Source organism: Piscinibacter sp. XHJ-5 (assembly GCF_029855045.1).
GTDB lineage: Bacteria > Pseudomonadota > Gammaproteobacteria > Burkholderiales > Burkholderiaceae_C > Albitalea.
Genome location: NZ_CP123228.1, coordinates 3,518,897 through 3,532,727 on the forward strand (window position 1 = coordinate 3,518,897; position 13,831 = coordinate 3,532,727).

The following is a 13,831-nucleotide window of genomic DNA, read 5'->3' on the forward strand; positions in this document are numbered from 1 at the left end:
CTGGAGCACGGCCCGAAATCGCGGTTCAGTTGTCGAGCGTGCGCGGCTTGAACTTGCGCTCGTCGTTGAAGAGAAAGGTCTCGCTGAACTTCCACGGCTTGGGCAGCCGCGACACATCGCCGAAGGGCGCCGCGCGGCGCACCGCGTCCATCGCGAGCTGCAGCGTGTCGGGCGCCTGCCCCGGCTTGCGCAGCACATCGATGCGGCGAATGCTGCCGTCGGCGTTGAGCTCGATCTCCAGTACCGGGATGGCGAGCAGCACGTCGGGCACGGTGCCGACATAGGTGCCCGTTGGGTTTGCGGCAACCAGGCGTCGCGCGGCCTGGAGGCGCACTTCGTTCATGCTGCGCACCGGGTTCGGCGTCGGCAGCCCGCCGCCTGGCGAATGGGTGGACGCCCGCGGCGCCCCCGGCCCGGGCGCCGGACCCGGAGCCGGCGAAGGGGTGGAACAGGCGCCCAGCAACGCCAGAACGGCGAGGCCATAGCGCTTGGAAATGATGTCAATGCAGGGCACGGTAGATCTCCTCGGCCAGTTCACGCGACACGCCCTCGACGGTCGCCAGATCCTCAACGCTCGCGCTGGCCACGCCGCGGACACCGCCGAAGCGCTGCAGCAGCTTGGCGCGCTTCTTCGGGCCCACCCCGGCGATGTCTTCGAGCCGGCTGCCGCCCGTGCGCACACTGGCCCGGCGTGCGCGCATGCCGGTGATTGCGAAGCGGTGGGCTTCGTCGCGGATCTGTGCCACCAGCATCAGCGCCGCCGACTCCTTGCCGAGATAGACCTTTTCGCGGCCGTCGGCGAAGACCAGTTCCTCGAGGCCGACCTTGCGGCCCTCGCCCTTTTCGACGCCGACGATCAGGCCGATGTCGATCCCGAGCTCCTCGAAGACCTCGCGCGCCATGCTGACCTGGCCGCGGCCGCCGTCGACGAGCACCAGGTCCGGCAGCCTCGCGCCGCCGCCGGGGCCCTGCTCCGCGAGCGCCGTGGCGATCTTCGCGTAGCGCCGGGTGAGGACCTGGCGCATCGCCGCATAGTCGTCGCCGCCGGTGATGCCTTCGATGTTGTAGCGGCGGTACTGGGAGTTCTGCATCCTGTGGTTCTCGAACACGACGCACGATGCCTGCGTCGATTCGCCTGCCGTGTGGCTGATGTCGAAACACTCGATGCGAAAGGTGTCGAGGTTCTCCACCGCAAGGTCCAGCGCCTCGACCAGCGCACGGGTGCGCGCCTGCTGAGAGCCTTCCTCCGCCAGCAGCTGCGCCAGCTTGATCTCCGCGCCCTTGATGCACATGTCGAGCCATGCGCGGCGGGGTTCTCGCGGCTGGTGCTGCGCGGTGACCTTCATCCCGCACTGCTGCGACAGCGCGTCGATGAGCGCGCGGTCCACCGGGTGGCTGAGCACGAGCAGGGGCGGCACGCCCGCATCGAGATAGTGCTGCGCGATGAAGGCCTCCAGCACCTGCACTTCCGGATCGCCGGCATCGTCGGCCTGCTCGCCGAGCGACGTGGCGTCGTCGACATGCACCGGAAAGTACGGCCGATCGCCCAGATGGCGGCCGCCGCGCACCATGGCGAGGTTGACGCAGGCGCGGCCGCCCTGGACCTTCACCGCCAGGATGTCCGCGTCCTTCGACGTCACGCCCGTGTTGTTCTCGACCGCCTGCTGGTGCAGCACGCGCGACAAGGCACCGAGCTGGTTGCGGATCTCAGCCGCCTGCTCGAACTTCAAGGCTTCGGCGTAAGCCATCATCTGCGCCTGCAGCGCGTCCATCACCTCCTGCTGCTCACCGAGCAGAAAGCGCTCGGCATGGCTCACGTCGCGCGCATAGTCTTCCGGCTCGATGAGATTCACGCACGGGCCCGAGCAGCGCTTGATCTGGTACAGCAGGCAGGGACGCGTGCGGTTGTTGAAGACGGTGTCCTCGCAGGTGCGCAGCCTGAATACCTTCTGAATCAGCTGGATCGAGTCCTTGACGGCCCACGCGCTGGGATACGGACCGAAATAGCGGTGCTTCTTGTCCACCGAGCCCCGGTAATAGGCGACGCGCGGAAACTCGTGTGAGACGATCTTCAGGTACGGATAGCTCTTGTCGTCGAGCAGCAGGATGTTGTAGCGCGGCTTGAGCGTCTTGATGAGGTTGTTCTCGAGCAGCAGCGCCTCGGCCTCGGAGCGCACCACCGTCGTCTCCAGGCGCACGATCTTGCCGATCATGTAGCCGATGCGCGTCCCCGCGTGGTTCTTGTGGAAGTAGCTGGAAACGCGCTTCTTCAGGTCGCGCGCCTTGCCCACGTACAGCACGTTGCCCTGAGCGTCGAAATAGCGGTAGACGCCAGGCAGGCCGGGCAGCGCCGCGACGTCGGACAGCAGGCGCTCGCGCGCCGGGTCATCGGGCGGCATCGCGTGGGCGACGGAATCTGGAGCTTCGGTCATCGGATCGATTGTGCCGCCGCACGGCGATCCGCCTCGGCCGGGATAATTCAACGATGCAGTGGGATGTGTTTTGCCGGGTGGTCGACAACTTCGGCGATGTGGGCGTGTGCTGGCGCGCCGCGGCCGACCTGGCGGCACGCGGGGAGCGCGTGCGCCTGTGGATCGACGACGCGAGCGCCCTGGCCTGGATGGCGCCGGGCGGGCATCCGCGGGTGGAGGTCCACGCCTGGCCGGACGAGGACGGCAGCACGCCCACGCCCGGCGACGTCGTGGTCGAAGCCTTCGGCTGCGACCCGCCCGCACCCTTTGTCGCCCGAATGGCCGCGATGCCGCGGCCGCCGGCATGGATCAACCTGGAATACCTGAGCGCCGAGGACTACGTCGAGCGCAGCCACGGATTGCCGTCGCCTCAGCCCAACGGGATGACGAAGTGGTTCTTCTATCCCGGCTTCACGCCGCGCACGGGTGGATTGCTGCGCGAGCCCGGGCTGGTTCGCCGGCAAGCCGGCTTCGACCGGCTTGCCTGGCTGGCGGCGCGAGGATCGGGGCCGCTGGCAGGGGAACGTGTGGTCAGTCTGTTTTGCTATGACAACCCTCGACTGCCCGCGCTGCTGGATCGACTGGCCCAGGCGCCGACGCTGCTGCTGGTCGCGGCCGGCACGTCGTCGGCGCAGGTGGCCGCTGCCCTGGGGCCGTCACTGACCCGGGGAGCGCTGAGGGCGGTGCTGGTGCCCTGCCTGTCGCAGATCGAGTACGACCACCTGCTGTGGGCCTGCGATCTCAACTTCGTGCGCGGCGAGGACTCCTTCGTTCGTGCGCAGTGGGCCGCTCGCTCCTTCGTTTGGCAGATCTATCCGCAACGCGACGGCGCGCATGCGCCGAAGCTGCAGGCCTTCGAGCGTCGCTTCCTGGCCGGGGCGTCGCCCGAACTGGCGGCGGGCGTAGGCCAACTATGGTTGTGGTGGAACGGACTGGGCGACAGCGCCGCCACATTGCCGCCGTTGCAGCCGTGGGCACGGCACTGTGCCGCCTGGCGTGAAGCGCTGCTCGGACTGACGGATCTCAATACCCGGCTGCTGGGCTTCGTCGCCGAAAGACGTTAAAATTGTGGGCTTTGCGCGTTGCGGGTGCTCTGCAAGGGTGCCCAAGCTCGTCAACCCGGCTGGTCCGGGCTTGAATCCTCGGCTTGAATCTCGGCTGGAGCGGCTCGCGCGCCCCCAACGCTCCACGCAGCGTTTCACACGGAAAAGTCGCTATGAAGATCGCTCAGGAAATTCGCGCCGGCAACGTCATCATGCAAGGCAAGGACCCGATGGTCGTGCTGAAGACGGAATACAGCCGCGGCGGCCGCAACGCCGCCACGGTGCGCATGAAGCTCAAGAATCTGCTCAACAGCTCGGGCACCGAAGTCGTCTTCAAGGCCGACGACAAGATGGACCAGATCATCCTCGACAAGAAGGAGTGCACCTACTCCTACTTCGCGGATCCGATGTACGCCTTCATGGACGCGGAGTACAACCAGTTCGAGGTCGAGGCCGAGAACATGGGCGACGCCATCCAGTACCTCGAGGACGGCATGCCGGTGGAAGTGGTGTTCTACGAAGGCAAGGCAATCTCGGTCGAGCTGCCCACCAGCCTGGTGCGCGAAGTGGCCTACACCGAGCCCGCCGTCAAGGGCGACACCTCCGGCAAGGTGATGAAGCCCGCCAAGCTGAAGACCGGCTTCGAGATCGCGGTGCCGCTGTTCGTCGAAACGGGCGACAAGATCGAGATCGACACCCGTACCCACGAGTACCGCAAGCGCGTCTGAGCGCTTGCGGCGTGCAACCAGCAAGGGGCACCTCGGTGCCCCTTTCGCTTTGGCGAGAGGCTTTGCTAACGTGAGCCGATGAAGACCCGACCGATCGTGCCGGCGCGTCTCGCAGCCACCGCCGACGGCGTGCCTTCCTGCGAGGACTACGCCGACGTGTATCACCCGCGGGCGGGCGCGCTCCAGCAGGCTTTGCATGTCTTTCTCCGCGGCAACGGCCTTCCGGAGCGCTGGCGGGGACGCGAGCGGTTCGTCGTGCTGGAGACCGGCTTCGGCCTGGGCAACAACTTCCTTGTCACCTGGGACGCCTGGCGATGCGACCCGCTGGCCTGCCGTCGGCTGCACTTCATCTCCGTCGAGCGCCACCCGCTGACCCGCGACGACCTGCGCTCGGTGGCCCGCGATGCCGTCGTGCGGCCGCTGGCCGACCAGCTCGTCGCCGCGTGGCCGCCGCTGACGCCCAATCTGCATCGACTCGTGTTCGAGGGCGGCCGCGTCGAGCTGCTGCTGGCGCTGGGCGATGTGGCCGACTGGCTGCCCGAGCTGGTGGCGCAGGTCGATGCGTTCTACCTGGACGGCTTCGCGCCCGCGAAGAACCCTGACATGTGGCAGCCGCGCCTGTTCAAGGCCATGGGCCGGCTGGCGGCGCCGCAAGCGACAGCGGCCACCTGGACCGCCGCGCGCGGCGTGCGTGACGGCTTGCGCGCGGCCGGCTTCGACGTGCACACCGCGCCGGGGCAAGGCGGCAAGCGCGACATCACACTCGCGCGCTATGCGCCATCGTTCACGCCGCGCCATTCGCCGGGGCGTTCCACTCGTCCGCCCGGCATCGGCCATGCGGCGATCGTCGGCGCCGGACTTGCCGGATGCGCCGTCGCATCGGCGCTGGCGCAACAGGGCTGGCGCTGCACACTGATCGACCGCCAGTCGGGTCCGGCACAGGAGACCTCCGGCAACCCGGTCGGACTCTTCCACGGCATCGTCAATGCGCAGGACGGTGTCCACGCGCGTTTCAACCGGGGCGCCGCCTTGCTGGCGCAGCGCTGCGTCGAACAGGCGATCGAGCGCCACGGCGTCCGCGGCAGCGTCGGCGGCGTGCTGCGGCTGGAAACGATGGACACCGATGTGCAGGCCATGACGCGCGTGCTCGAGCGCCTCGGCCTGCCCGGGGACTATGTCCGGGCGCTGGACGCCGCCTCCGCGAGCGAGTCGGCCGGGATGCGCCTGCAGCATCCGGCGTGGTTCTATCCGGGCGGCGGATGGGTGCGCCCGGCCGAGCTGTCGCAAGCGCTGCTGCGCGATGCAGGTGGCTCGGTCGAGTTCAGGCCCGGCATCGCGGTGCAGGCACTGCGCCACGCCGGCGACGCCTGGCAGCTCATGGACGCGGCGGGCACGGTCGTCGTGCGGGCCGAGGTGGTCGTGCTGGCCAACGGCGGCGACGCCCTGCGCCTCATCGGCGAGCCGGCGTGGGACGTGATGCGGGTGCGCGGCCAGCTGAGCTCGGTGGCATCGGCGGCGATGCCGGTTCACGCCCGCATCCCGATTGCCGGTGCCGGATACCTGCTGCCCAGCGTCGACGGCACCACGGTGTTCGGCGCCACATCGCAGCCTGGGGACGACGATCCGTCGGTTCGTGACGACGATCATCTGGCGAATCTGTTCCAGCTGGGTCGACTGACGGGCCTTGCGCTCGATGTGCCGCTTCGACTCCTGGGAGGCCGCACCGCGTGGCGCTGGGTCAGCGGCGACCGCCTGCCGATCGTGGGGGCCGTTCCCGACATCGATGCGGCACGGGGAGCGTTGCGGCTCGAACAGCCGCGTTTCGTGCCGCGCCAGCCGGGACTCCATGTCTTCACCGCGCTCGCTTCGCGCGGGATCACCTGGTGTGCGCTCGGTGCGCAGGCGCTGGCGTCGGCCATCGCCGGTGCCCCCTCACCGCTGGAAGCCAGCCTGCTCGATGCGGTGGATCCAGCTCGGTTCGTGTCGCGCAAGGCCCGTCGGCCTGCGCCGTGATGTCAGCCTGCGCTCTTGCCGCCTTCGGCCGCGTCGTCCACCGGTGCGGCGGCTTCGGTGGGTTCGGCCGCCTGGTCCAGCGGCGGGAGTCCGGCGCTCTTGCGCGCTGCCTTTTCCTGCAGCTTTTCTTCCTTCTTCTTCTTCTTGGCCAGCTCGCGCTGGCGCTTCTCGAACGAATAGTTGGGTTTGGCCATGGGCCGTGTCCTTCATCAAGTGGAACAGGCAGAGATTACGCCCATTTCCACAGGCGGCTTGTGAGGATTGGCGAGCAGCGAAGCGCTAGAAGCTCAGCGTCCTCACACCTTGAGGCGTGCCGAGCAGGCAGACGCTCGCGCGATGGCGGGCGAAGATGCCCACGGTGATCACGCCGGGCCACTGGTTGATCTCGAACTCCATCGCGGCAGGATCGGTGATGCGAAGCCCGCGTACATCGATGATGTGGCCGCCGTTGTCGGTGACCACGCCCGCGCGCAGCGCCGGCTCGCCTCCCAGCGCACGCAGCCGCCGCGAGACCTGGGCGGCCGCCATCGGGATCACTTCCACCGGCAGCGGAAAGCGTCCCAGGGTCTGAACCAGCTTCGATTCATCGGCGATGCAGATGAAGCGTTCCGCGATGTCGGCGACGATCTTCTCGCGCGTGAGCGCGGCGCCGCCGCCCTTGATCATGTGTCCGGCCTGGTCGATCTCGTCGGCGCCGTCGATGTAGACCGGAATCTGCTCGACGCCATTGCTGTCGAGCACCTGGATGCCGTGGGCGCGCAGCCGCTCGGTGCTCTTCTCGCTGCTGGACACCGCACCGGCGATGCGGCCCTTGATGGTCGCCAGCGCATCGATGAAGCAGTTCACCGTAGAGCCGGTACCGACGCCGACCACCTGGCCCGGCACCACGTAGGCGAGCGCCGCCTGGCCGACCAGCGCCTTGAGTTCGTCCTGGGTCATGGAGTGTGTGACGTTTGAGACAATCGTCCGATTATCCAAGACAGACTCCATGGCTCTCGTTCCGTATGCGCTCGCCCGCCCCTTCCTGTTCGGCCTGGACCCCGAAGCCGCCCACGACCTGACACTGTCCGCGCTGGCGCGCATCCAGCACACCCCGCTGGTCTGCACCGTTGCGCAGCCGCGCGTGGCCGATCCGGTCACGGTCGCGGGGATCCGGTTTCCCAATCGCATCGGCCTCGCCGCCGGACTCGACAAGAACGGCCGTTGCATCGACGGCCTGGGAGCCATGGGCTTCGGCTTCATCGAAGTCGGCACGGTGACGCCGAAGCCGCAACCCGGCAATCCGCGCCCGCGCATGTTCCGGCTGCCCGATGCCAACGCGCTGATCAACCGCCTCGGCTTCAACAACGAGGGACTGGCGGCATTCATCGCCAACGTGCGTCGCGCGAAATTCCGCGAGCAAGGCGGCATCCTCGGACTCAACATCGGCAAGAACGCGGCCACGCCGATCGAACGCGCGACCGACGACTACCTTGCCTGCCTGGATGCCGTGTACCCGCACGCCGACTACGTGACGGTCAACATCTCGTCGCCCAACACGAAGAACTTGCGCGCCCTGCAGTCCGACCAGGCACTGGATGAGCTGTTGTCGGCCATCGCCAAGCGCGACCGCTCATTGGCCCGGCAGCACGGGCGGCGTGTGCCGATCTTCGTCAAGATCGCGCCCGACCTCGACGATGCGCAGATCGACCTCATCGCCGCGACGGTCGTGCGCAGCGGCATGGCAGGCGTCGTCGCAACCAACACCACGGTCGCGCGCGACGCGGTGCGCCATCTTCCGCACGGCGAGGAAGCGGGCGGCCTGAGCGGCGCGCCGGTATTCGAGGCATCCAATCGTGTGATCGCACGGCTGCGCGCGGCGCTGGGCACCGACGTGCCGATCATCGGCGTCGGCGGCGTGATGAGCGGTGCGGACGCCGCGGCGAAGATCGCGGCCGGCGCCGACCTGGTGCAGCTCTACACCGGCTTCATCTACCGCGGCCCGCCCCTGATCACCGAAGCCGCGAAGGCCATGGCCGCGCGCCGCTGAGAGCGCCGGGCACGGCGCTTGCCCCGATGGGGGCAGTGCCATGATGAACATTCGTCTGCCGCACTGCCCGGTCTGGCTGCGCCGGGCAGTCTTGCTGTGCCTGATCGCGGTCGGCGCCTGCCGTTCGCTTCCGACGGTGACGCCCGACATGGCGGCCTCGCAAGGACCGCCGCACGTGGCCGGCACACGCGGTCCGCTGTCGGCGGCGCGCAGCAAGGCGGTGCTCGATGCGCTGAAGAGCCGCGCGCCCGACACCAATCTCTTCGACCGTCACCTGGCCCTCGAGGAAGCGCTGGCCGGCCGGCCTCTGGTCGCCGGCAACAAGGTGACGCTGCTGCACGATTTCAACGCGACGCACCAGGCGATGTTTGCCGCCATTCGCGACGCGCGCGATCACATCAACATGGAGACCTACATCTTCGAGGACGACGAGGTCGGCGTGCGCTTTCGCGACGCATTGATCGCCAAGCAGCGCGAGGGCGTCGCGGTCAGCCTCATCTACGACGCGGTCGGCGCAGTCAGCACGCCGCGCGAGTTCTTCGCGCCCTTGCGCGATGCCGGGGTGAGGCTGCTCGAGTTCAACCCGATCAACCCGCTGATCGCCAAGGCCGCGTGGAGCCTCAACGAGCGCGACCACCGCAAGCTCTTGATCGTCGACGGGCGCACGGTCTTCCTCGGCGGCATCAACATCAGCGGCATCTATTCGGGCAGCTCCACGAGCTCGGCTGGCGAGCGCCCGAAGCCGTGGCGCGACACTCACCTGCAGGTCGAAGGCCCGGTGGTCGCCGACTTCCAGAAGCTCTATCTCGAGACGTGGGCCAAGCAGAAGGCCGACCCGCTGCCGCAACGCAACTACTTCCCGCCGCCGACCGCGCGCGGCAAGGAGGTGGTGCGCGCCATCGCCGGCGCGCCGGACGAGCCGGTCAGCGCGATCTACGCGACCCTCATCTCGGCGGTCGATCATGCCGAGACCGAGATCCTGATGACCAACGCCTACTTCGCGCCCGATCCGCAGCTGCGGGCATCGTTGAAGGCCGCGGTGCAGCGGGGCGTCAGTGTCAAGCTCATCCTGCCCAGCGCGACCGACTCGGGACTCATCTTTCACGCCGGTCGTTCGTACTACGACGAGCTGCTGCGCGCCGGCATCCGGATCTTCGAGCGACGCAACGTGCTGTTGCATGCGAAGACGGTGGTCATCGACGGCGTATGGTCGACGATTGGCTCGGCCAACCTGGACTGGCGAAGTTTCCTGCACAACCAGGAAGCGAACGCCGTCGTGCTCGGCACCGAGTTCGCGCAGCAGATGCGCGCCATGTTCGACAACGACCTGGCGTCGTCGAACGCCATCACGCTGGAGCAGTGGGATCGCCGGGGCCTGGGGGCGCGGCTGAAGCAAGGCCTGGCGCGTATGTGGGAGTACTGGCTGTAGCGGCCGGTAACGCCGATGCGGAAATTTGCCGGAACCGACACGCGACAGCCAGGTCGCATCCTTTCGATGAAGACGACTGCCTTGTCGCTGGCCCGCTGGTTCTGCGCCGCGCTGCTCGGCGCGTCGCTGGCCACCGCGGGTGTCGCATCTCCGCCAGCGGACGCGATGCGCGCGCGCCATGCGAGCCTGGCCGCGCAGCTCGCGAGCAACCCTTTCCAGCGGCCTGTCCACCTGCAATCCGTCGAGCGCTCCGACGACGTCACCGGCGAGGTCTTCGCCGTCGTCGACCATCCCTTCGCGACCCTTGATGCCTCGCTCAAGGGCGCCGAGCGCTGGTGCGAGGTGCTGATCCTGCCGTTCAACGTCAAGCGATGCCGTGCCAGCACCGCTGCGAGCACCCAGCAGCTCGTCCTGTATGTCGGCCGCAAGTACGACCAGCCGGTCGAGAAGGCCTTCCAGGTGAACTTCGAGTACCGCCTGTCCGCGTCGGAGCCTGACTACCTCAAGGTGCAGCTCAACGCCGATGAAGGACCGCTGGGCACGCACGACTACCGCATCGTGTTCGAGGCAGCGCCGCTGGACGACAAGCGCTCGCTGCTGCACATGTCGTATTCGTACGGGTTCGGGCTGACGGCGCGCCTGGCGATGCAGGGCTACCTGTCCACCGTCGGCCGCGACAAGGTCGGCTTCACGGTCGTCGGCATGCAGGCCGACGGCCAGCCGGCATACGTGGGCCGCATGCGCGGCGTGATCGAGCGCAACACGATGCGCTACTACCTGGCCATCGACGCCTACCTCGATTCGCTTTCCGCGCCACCGTCGCAGCGGGTGGAGCAGCGCCTGCGCAACTGGTTCACCGCGACCGAGCGCTACCCGCGTCAGCTGCACGAGATCGAGGAAGCCGAATACCTTGCGATGAAGCGCAAGGAAATCGGGGCGCAGCTGGCGAAGGCCTCCTAGGGTCGCCCTGCCCTCTCCCGCGAGCGGGAAAGGGCAGCAAAGCTATTGCAGGGCAACGCCAGTCTTGCTCTGCAGCTCCTCGCGCGTCACGCCGGGCGCCATTTCGACCACCTTCAGGCCGCTCGAGGTGACGTCCATCACCGCCAGGTCGGTGATGATGCGATTGACCACGCCGACCCCCGTCAGCGGCAGCGTGCACTTGGGCAGGATCTTGAGGTCGGTGCTGCCGTCCTTCTTCTTCGCGACATGCTCCATCACGACGATGCAGCGCTCCACGCCGGCGACCAGGTCCATCGCGCCGCCCATGCCCTTCACCATCTTGCCGGGGATCATCCAGTTGGCGAGGTCGCCCTTCTCGCTGACCTGCATGGCGCCCAGGATGCTGAGGTTGATCTTGCCGCCGCGGATCATTGCGAAGCTGTCGTGCGAGCCGAAGATCGACGAGCCGGGGATGGTGGTCACGGTCTGCTTGCCCGCATTGATGAGGTCGGCGTCCACCTCGTCATCCGTCGGGAACGGGCCGATGCCCAGCATGCCGTTCTCGCTCTGCAGCCACACCTCGATGTCTTGCGGCACGAAATTGGCGACCAGCGTCGGGATGCCGATCCCGAGGTTCACGTAGTAGCCGTCCTTCAGCTCGGCCGCGGCCTTGGCGGCCATTTGGTCTTGGGTCCAGGGCATGGAGGTCTCCTTCAGGCGGCAGGCCGGGTGGTGCGCTTCTCAATGCGCTTTTCAGGATGGGCGTTGACGACGATGCGGTGCACGTAGATGCCGGGCAGATGGACGTCGTCGGGATCGATGTCGCCGACTTCGACCAGCTCTTCCACTTCGACCACCGTCGTCTTGCCGGCCATCGCGGCGGCCGGGTTGAAGTTGCGCGCGGTGCGGCGGAACACCAGATTGCCGCTCTTGTCGGCCTTGTGCGCCTTCACCAGCGACACCTCGGGCGTCAGCGCCCGTTCCATCACATAGACGTGACCGTCGAACTCGCGTGTTTCCTTGCCCTCGGCGACGATGGTGCCGACCCCGGTGCGGGTGAAGAAGGCCGGGATGCCGGCGCCGCCGGCACGCAGCTTCTCGGCCAGCGTGCCCTGCGGCGTGAACTCGAGCTCCAGCTCGCCGGCCAGGTATTGGCGCTCGAACTCCTTGTTCTCGCCGACGTAGCTCGAGATCATTCTCTTGATCTGCCGCGTCTCCAGCAGCTGGCCGAGCCCGAAGCCGTCGACACCCGCGTTGTTGGAAATGACCGTCAGGTTCTTCACGCCCGAATCGCGCAGCGCGGCAATCAGGGCTTCCGGAATGCCGCACAGGCCGAAGCCACCGACGGCCAGCAGCTGGCCGTCCTTGACAATGCCTTTGAGCGCCTCGGCGGCACTCGGGTACACCTTGTTCATTCGCCGTCTCCGATGTGGATTGGAATCGAAACACCGAGCGTACTACTTAAGGCATTACGTAGTCGTTACGTAGAATTGACTAAGCCCCCTCGGGGGAAGTCCCCATGCCGACCGAAGACTCGACCATCCTCGATTACCGCATCGCCTTCGACCTGGCCCCGATCGGGCTGGTGATCTCGCGCAACCGGCTGATGGTCGATTGCAACCAGCAGCTGCTCGACATGTTCGGCGCGACCCGCGAGCAGCTCGTCGGCCGGTCGTTCGAGGTGCTCTATCCGACGCACGACGAATTCGAGCGCACCGGCGCGCGCATCGTGGCCAGCCTCAACGCGCGCGGCTGGTATGCCGACGAGCGCGTGATGAAGCGCACGGGCGGTCCGCGCCTCGGTGAGCTCTTCTGGTGCCACGTGTCGGGTCGCGCGCTCAACCCGAAGCAACCGCACGCGGCGGGGATCTGGAGCTTCGAGGACCTTTCGGCAAGGCGTCAGCTCAAGGCGGACCTCACGCCGCGCGAGCGCGAGATCGCGGCGCTTCTGATCGAGGGCCTGACGAGCAAGCAAATCGGTAAGCGGCTGACCATCAGCCCGCGCACGGTGGATGTGTATCGGGCGCGGCTGATGAAGAAATACGGCGCGGCGACGACGCCGGTGCTGGTGCAGAAGCTGCTGCGGGCCTAGTCGAACTGGGCACGCAGCCAGCCCGGCAGCGGCACCGACTTCTGCTGGGGGAAATCGATCCACACCGTGGTGGCGCCTCCGGTCGCGTAGAGCACGCCCGGCTGGCCGGTGCGCTCCAGCGTGATGAAGGCGTCGAAGCTCGAGCGCCCGGGGTTGGCGATGTAGTGCCTGGCGAGGATGTCGCCGGGATACTCGAGCTGGCGGATGAAGTTGCAGAAGGCGTTGACGATCACCGGACCCTGCCCCCTGGGGTCGGGTGCCCCGCCCAGCCCGTGCAGCCACTCGATGCGGATGATCTCGAGGTAGCGGAAGTACAGCGTGTTGTTGACGTGACCCATCGCATCCATGTCGCCCCAGCGGATCGGGATGACCATCTCGTGGACCAGCTTCTTCGCTTCGGGGATGTCGATGCGCATGCGGTCAGTCCGGTCTTGCGATGCCGAGCTCGCTGTAGAGCCGATCGACCAGCGCGCGCAGCGCGGCCAGCTCGGCCTGCGTCGCGGCCTGTTGCGCCTTCAGCGATGCCAGTTCGCTCGCCGCCACGAAGTCTTCCTGCGGCACCGACGCGCTCAGCGCCGACGTGTCGACCGGTCCCGACAGCAGATGCGCCCAGCGGGCCTCGCGTGCGCCGGCGGCACGGGGCAGGCGGACGACCAGCGCGCCGCCCTTTTCCGCTGGCCGTTCGGCCAGCTCGGTCAGAAAGGCCTCGACCGACGACACGTCTGCGAAGCGGTGCAGCCGTTCGCAGTTCGCGCGCAGCTCGGCGCTGGTCTGCGGCCCGCGCAGCGTCAGCACGGCGAGGATGGCGACGGACTGCGACGGCAAGGCCAGCGCGCGGCCCATGTTGTGCTCGTAGCGCGCGACCCGCGAGCCGCTGCTTTCGAAGGCGAGGCTCAGCGACTTGAGCGCGTCGACCGCGACCTGCACCTCGGCCTCGGTGGCGTTGATGACCGGATCGCGGGCGGTCTTCTGGTTGCAGCCGGCGACCAGCGAGTTCAGCGACAGCGGATAGCTGTCCGGGACGGTGTGGGCCTTTTCCACCAGCACGCCCAGCACGCGTGCTTCGAGCAGGGAGAGATCTCGCACC

The 13,831-nt window shown here is 67.7% G+C and carries 15 protein-coding genes; 7 read left to right on the top strand and 8 right to left on the bottom strand.

Features of this window, described 5'->3' with window-relative positions:
* Positions 1–25: 25 nt before the first annotated feature.
* Together P7V53_RS16590 and uvrC are read right to left on the bottom strand one after the other, a co-directional pair.
* Entirely contained in the window at positions 26–514 is a 489-nt protein-coding gene (locus P7V53_RS16590) for a hypothetical protein (protein ID WP_280150510.1), read from the bottom strand.
* Positions 501–2,399, bottom strand: coding sequence for an excinuclease ABC subunit UvrC (gene uvrC, locus P7V53_RS16595; protein ID WP_280156537.1), 1,899 nt, complete (start codon positions 2,397–2,399; stop codon positions 501–503). Before uvrC ends, P7V53_RS16590 begins: the two co-directional genes overlap by 14 nt.
* 86 nt (positions 2,400–2,485) lie before the next feature.
* On the opposite strand from uvrC, the gene earP reads away from it, so the two are divergent.
* The 3 genes from earP to mnmC all read left to right on the top strand — a co-directional run bounded on the left by earP (position 2,486) and on the right by mnmC (position 6,255).
* Complete coding sequence (earP, locus tag P7V53_RS16600) at positions 2,486–3,535, top strand: elongation factor P maturation arginine rhamnosyltransferase EarP (protein ID WP_280150511.1); 1,050 nt, start codon at positions 2,486–2,488, stop codon at positions 3,533–3,535.
* Positions 3,536–3,687: 152 nt separating this feature from the next.
* Complete coding sequence (gene efp / locus P7V53_RS16605; protein WP_280150512.1) at positions 3,688–4,242, top strand: elongation factor P; 555 nt, start codon at positions 3,688–3,690, stop codon at positions 4,240–4,242.
* A gap of 78 nt (positions 4,243–4,320) precedes the next feature.
* Entirely contained in the window at positions 4,321–6,255 is a 1,935-nt protein-coding gene (gene mnmC, locus P7V53_RS16610; RefSeq protein WP_280150513.1) for a bifunctional tRNA (5-methylaminomethyl-2-thiouridine)(34)-methyltransferase MnmD/FAD-dependent 5-carboxymethylaminomethyl-2-thiouridine(34) oxidoreductase MnmC, read from the top strand.
* A gap of 2 nt (positions 6,256–6,257) precedes the next feature.
* On the opposite strand, the gene P7V53_RS16615 is transcribed toward mnmC, so the two are convergent.
* Together P7V53_RS16615 and rpiA are read right to left on the bottom strand one after the other, a co-directional pair.
* Positions 6,258–6,449 (bottom strand): hypothetical protein, encoded by a 192-nt coding sequence (locus tag P7V53_RS16615; protein WP_280150514.1) that lies wholly within the window; start codon positions 6,447–6,449, stop codon positions 6,258–6,260.
* 85 nt (positions 6,450–6,534) lie between these two features.
* Complete coding sequence (rpiA, locus tag P7V53_RS16620; RefSeq protein ID WP_280150515.1) at positions 6,535–7,194, bottom strand: ribose-5-phosphate isomerase RpiA; 660 nt, start codon at positions 7,192–7,194, stop codon at positions 6,535–6,537.
* A 49-nt stretch (positions 7,195–7,243) separates the two neighbouring features.
* Here rpiA and P7V53_RS16625 point away from each other — a divergent pair, with 49 nt between their 5' ends.
* The 3 genes from P7V53_RS16625 to P7V53_RS16635 all read left to right on the top strand — a co-directional run bounded on the left by P7V53_RS16625 (position 7,244) and on the right by P7V53_RS16635 (position 10,673).
* Positions 7,244–8,284, top strand: coding sequence for a quinone-dependent dihydroorotate dehydrogenase (locus P7V53_RS16625; protein WP_280156538.1), 1,041 nt, complete (start codon positions 7,244–7,246; stop codon positions 8,282–8,284).
* Positions 8,285–8,324: 40 nt separating this feature from the next.
* Complete coding sequence (locus P7V53_RS16630; protein ID WP_280150516.1) at positions 8,325–9,713, top strand: phospholipase D-like domain-containing protein; 1,389 nt, start codon at positions 8,325–8,327, stop codon at positions 9,711–9,713.
* Positions 9,714–9,779: 66 nt separating this feature from the next.
* Positions 9,780–10,673, top strand: coding sequence for a hypothetical protein (locus P7V53_RS16635; RefSeq protein WP_280150518.1), 894 nt, complete (start codon positions 9,780–9,782; stop codon positions 10,671–10,673).
* A 42-nt stretch (positions 10,674–10,715) separates the two neighbouring features.
* On the opposite strand, the gene P7V53_RS16640 is transcribed toward P7V53_RS16635, so the two are convergent.
* Positions 10,716–11,354: a 3-oxoacid CoA-transferase subunit B gene (locus P7V53_RS16640; RefSeq protein ID WP_280150520.1), complete on the bottom strand. Its 639-nt coding sequence runs from the start codon at positions 11,352–11,354 to the stop codon at positions 10,716–10,718.
* Positions 11,355–11,365: 11 nt separating this feature from the next.
* Positions 11,366–12,067 (bottom strand): CoA transferase subunit A, encoded by a 702-nt coding sequence (locus P7V53_RS16645; RefSeq protein WP_280150522.1) that lies wholly within the window; start codon positions 12,065–12,067, stop codon positions 11,366–11,368.
* 104 nt (positions 12,068–12,171) lie between these two features.
* On the opposite strand from P7V53_RS16645, the gene P7V53_RS16650 reads away from it, so the two are divergent.
* Entirely contained in the window at positions 12,172–12,744 is a 573-nt protein-coding gene (locus P7V53_RS16650) for a PAS and helix-turn-helix domain-containing protein (protein WP_280150523.1), read from the top strand.
* Here P7V53_RS16650 and P7V53_RS16655 read toward each other — a convergent pair.
* A complete protein-coding gene (locus tag P7V53_RS16655) occupies positions 12,741–13,160 on the bottom strand; it encodes a thioesterase family protein (protein WP_280150524.1) in 420 nt (139 codons plus the stop codon). The two genes, P7V53_RS16650 and P7V53_RS16655, sit on opposite strands and share 4 nt — an antisense overlap.
* Before the next feature lie 4 nt (positions 13,161–13,164).
* Complete coding sequence (locus P7V53_RS16660; protein ID WP_280150526.1) at positions 13,165–13,830, bottom strand: YceH family protein; 666 nt, start codon at positions 13,828–13,830, stop codon at positions 13,165–13,167.
* Between the last annotated feature and the right edge of the window lies 1 nt (position 13,831).

Coding starts and splice junctions, on each gene's coding strand:
- uvrC (WP_280156537.1), bottom strand. CDS start 2,399: ATGCCGCCCGATGACCCGGCGCGCGAGCGCCTGCTGTCCGACGTCGCG.
- earP (WP_280150511.1), top strand. CDS start 2,486: ATGCAGTGGGATGTGTTTTGCCGGGTGGTCGACAACTTCGGCGATGTG.
- efp (WP_280150512.1), top strand. CDS start 3,688: ATGAAGATCGCTCAGGAAATTCGCGCCGGCAACGTCATCATGCAAGGC.
- mnmC (WP_280150513.1), top strand. CDS start 4,321: ATGAAGACCCGACCGATCGTGCCGGCGCGTCTCGCAGCCACCGCCGAC.
- P7V53_RS16615 (WP_280150514.1), bottom strand. CDS start 6,449: ATGGCCAAACCCAACTATTCGTTCGAGAAGCGCCAGCGCGAGCTGGCC.
- rpiA (WP_280150515.1), bottom strand. CDS start 7,194: ATGACCCAGGACGAACTCAAGGCGCTGGTCGGCCAGGCGGCGCTCGCC.
- P7V53_RS16625 (WP_280156538.1), top strand. CDS start 7,244: ATGGCTCTCGTTCCGTATGCGCTCGCCCGCCCCTTCCTGTTCGGCCTG.
- P7V53_RS16630 (WP_280150516.1), top strand. CDS start 8,325: ATGATGAACATTCGTCTGCCGCACTGCCCGGTCTGGCTGCGCCGGGCA.
- P7V53_RS16635 (WP_280150518.1), top strand. CDS start 9,780: ATGAAGACGACTGCCTTGTCGCTGGCCCGCTGGTTCTGCGCCGCGCTG.
- P7V53_RS16640 (WP_280150520.1), bottom strand. CDS start 11,354: ATGCCCTGGACCCAAGACCAAATGGCCGCCAAGGCCGCGGCCGAGCTG.
- P7V53_RS16645 (WP_280150522.1), bottom strand. CDS start 12,067: ATGAACAAGGTGTACCCGAGTGCCGCCGAGGCGCTCAAAGGCATTGTC.
- P7V53_RS16650 (WP_280150523.1), top strand. CDS start 12,172: ATGCCGACCGAAGACTCGACCATCCTCGATTACCGCATCGCCTTCGAC.
- P7V53_RS16655 (WP_280150524.1), bottom strand. CDS start 13,160: ATGCGCATCGACATCCCCGAAGCGAAGAAGCTGGTCCACGAGATGGTC.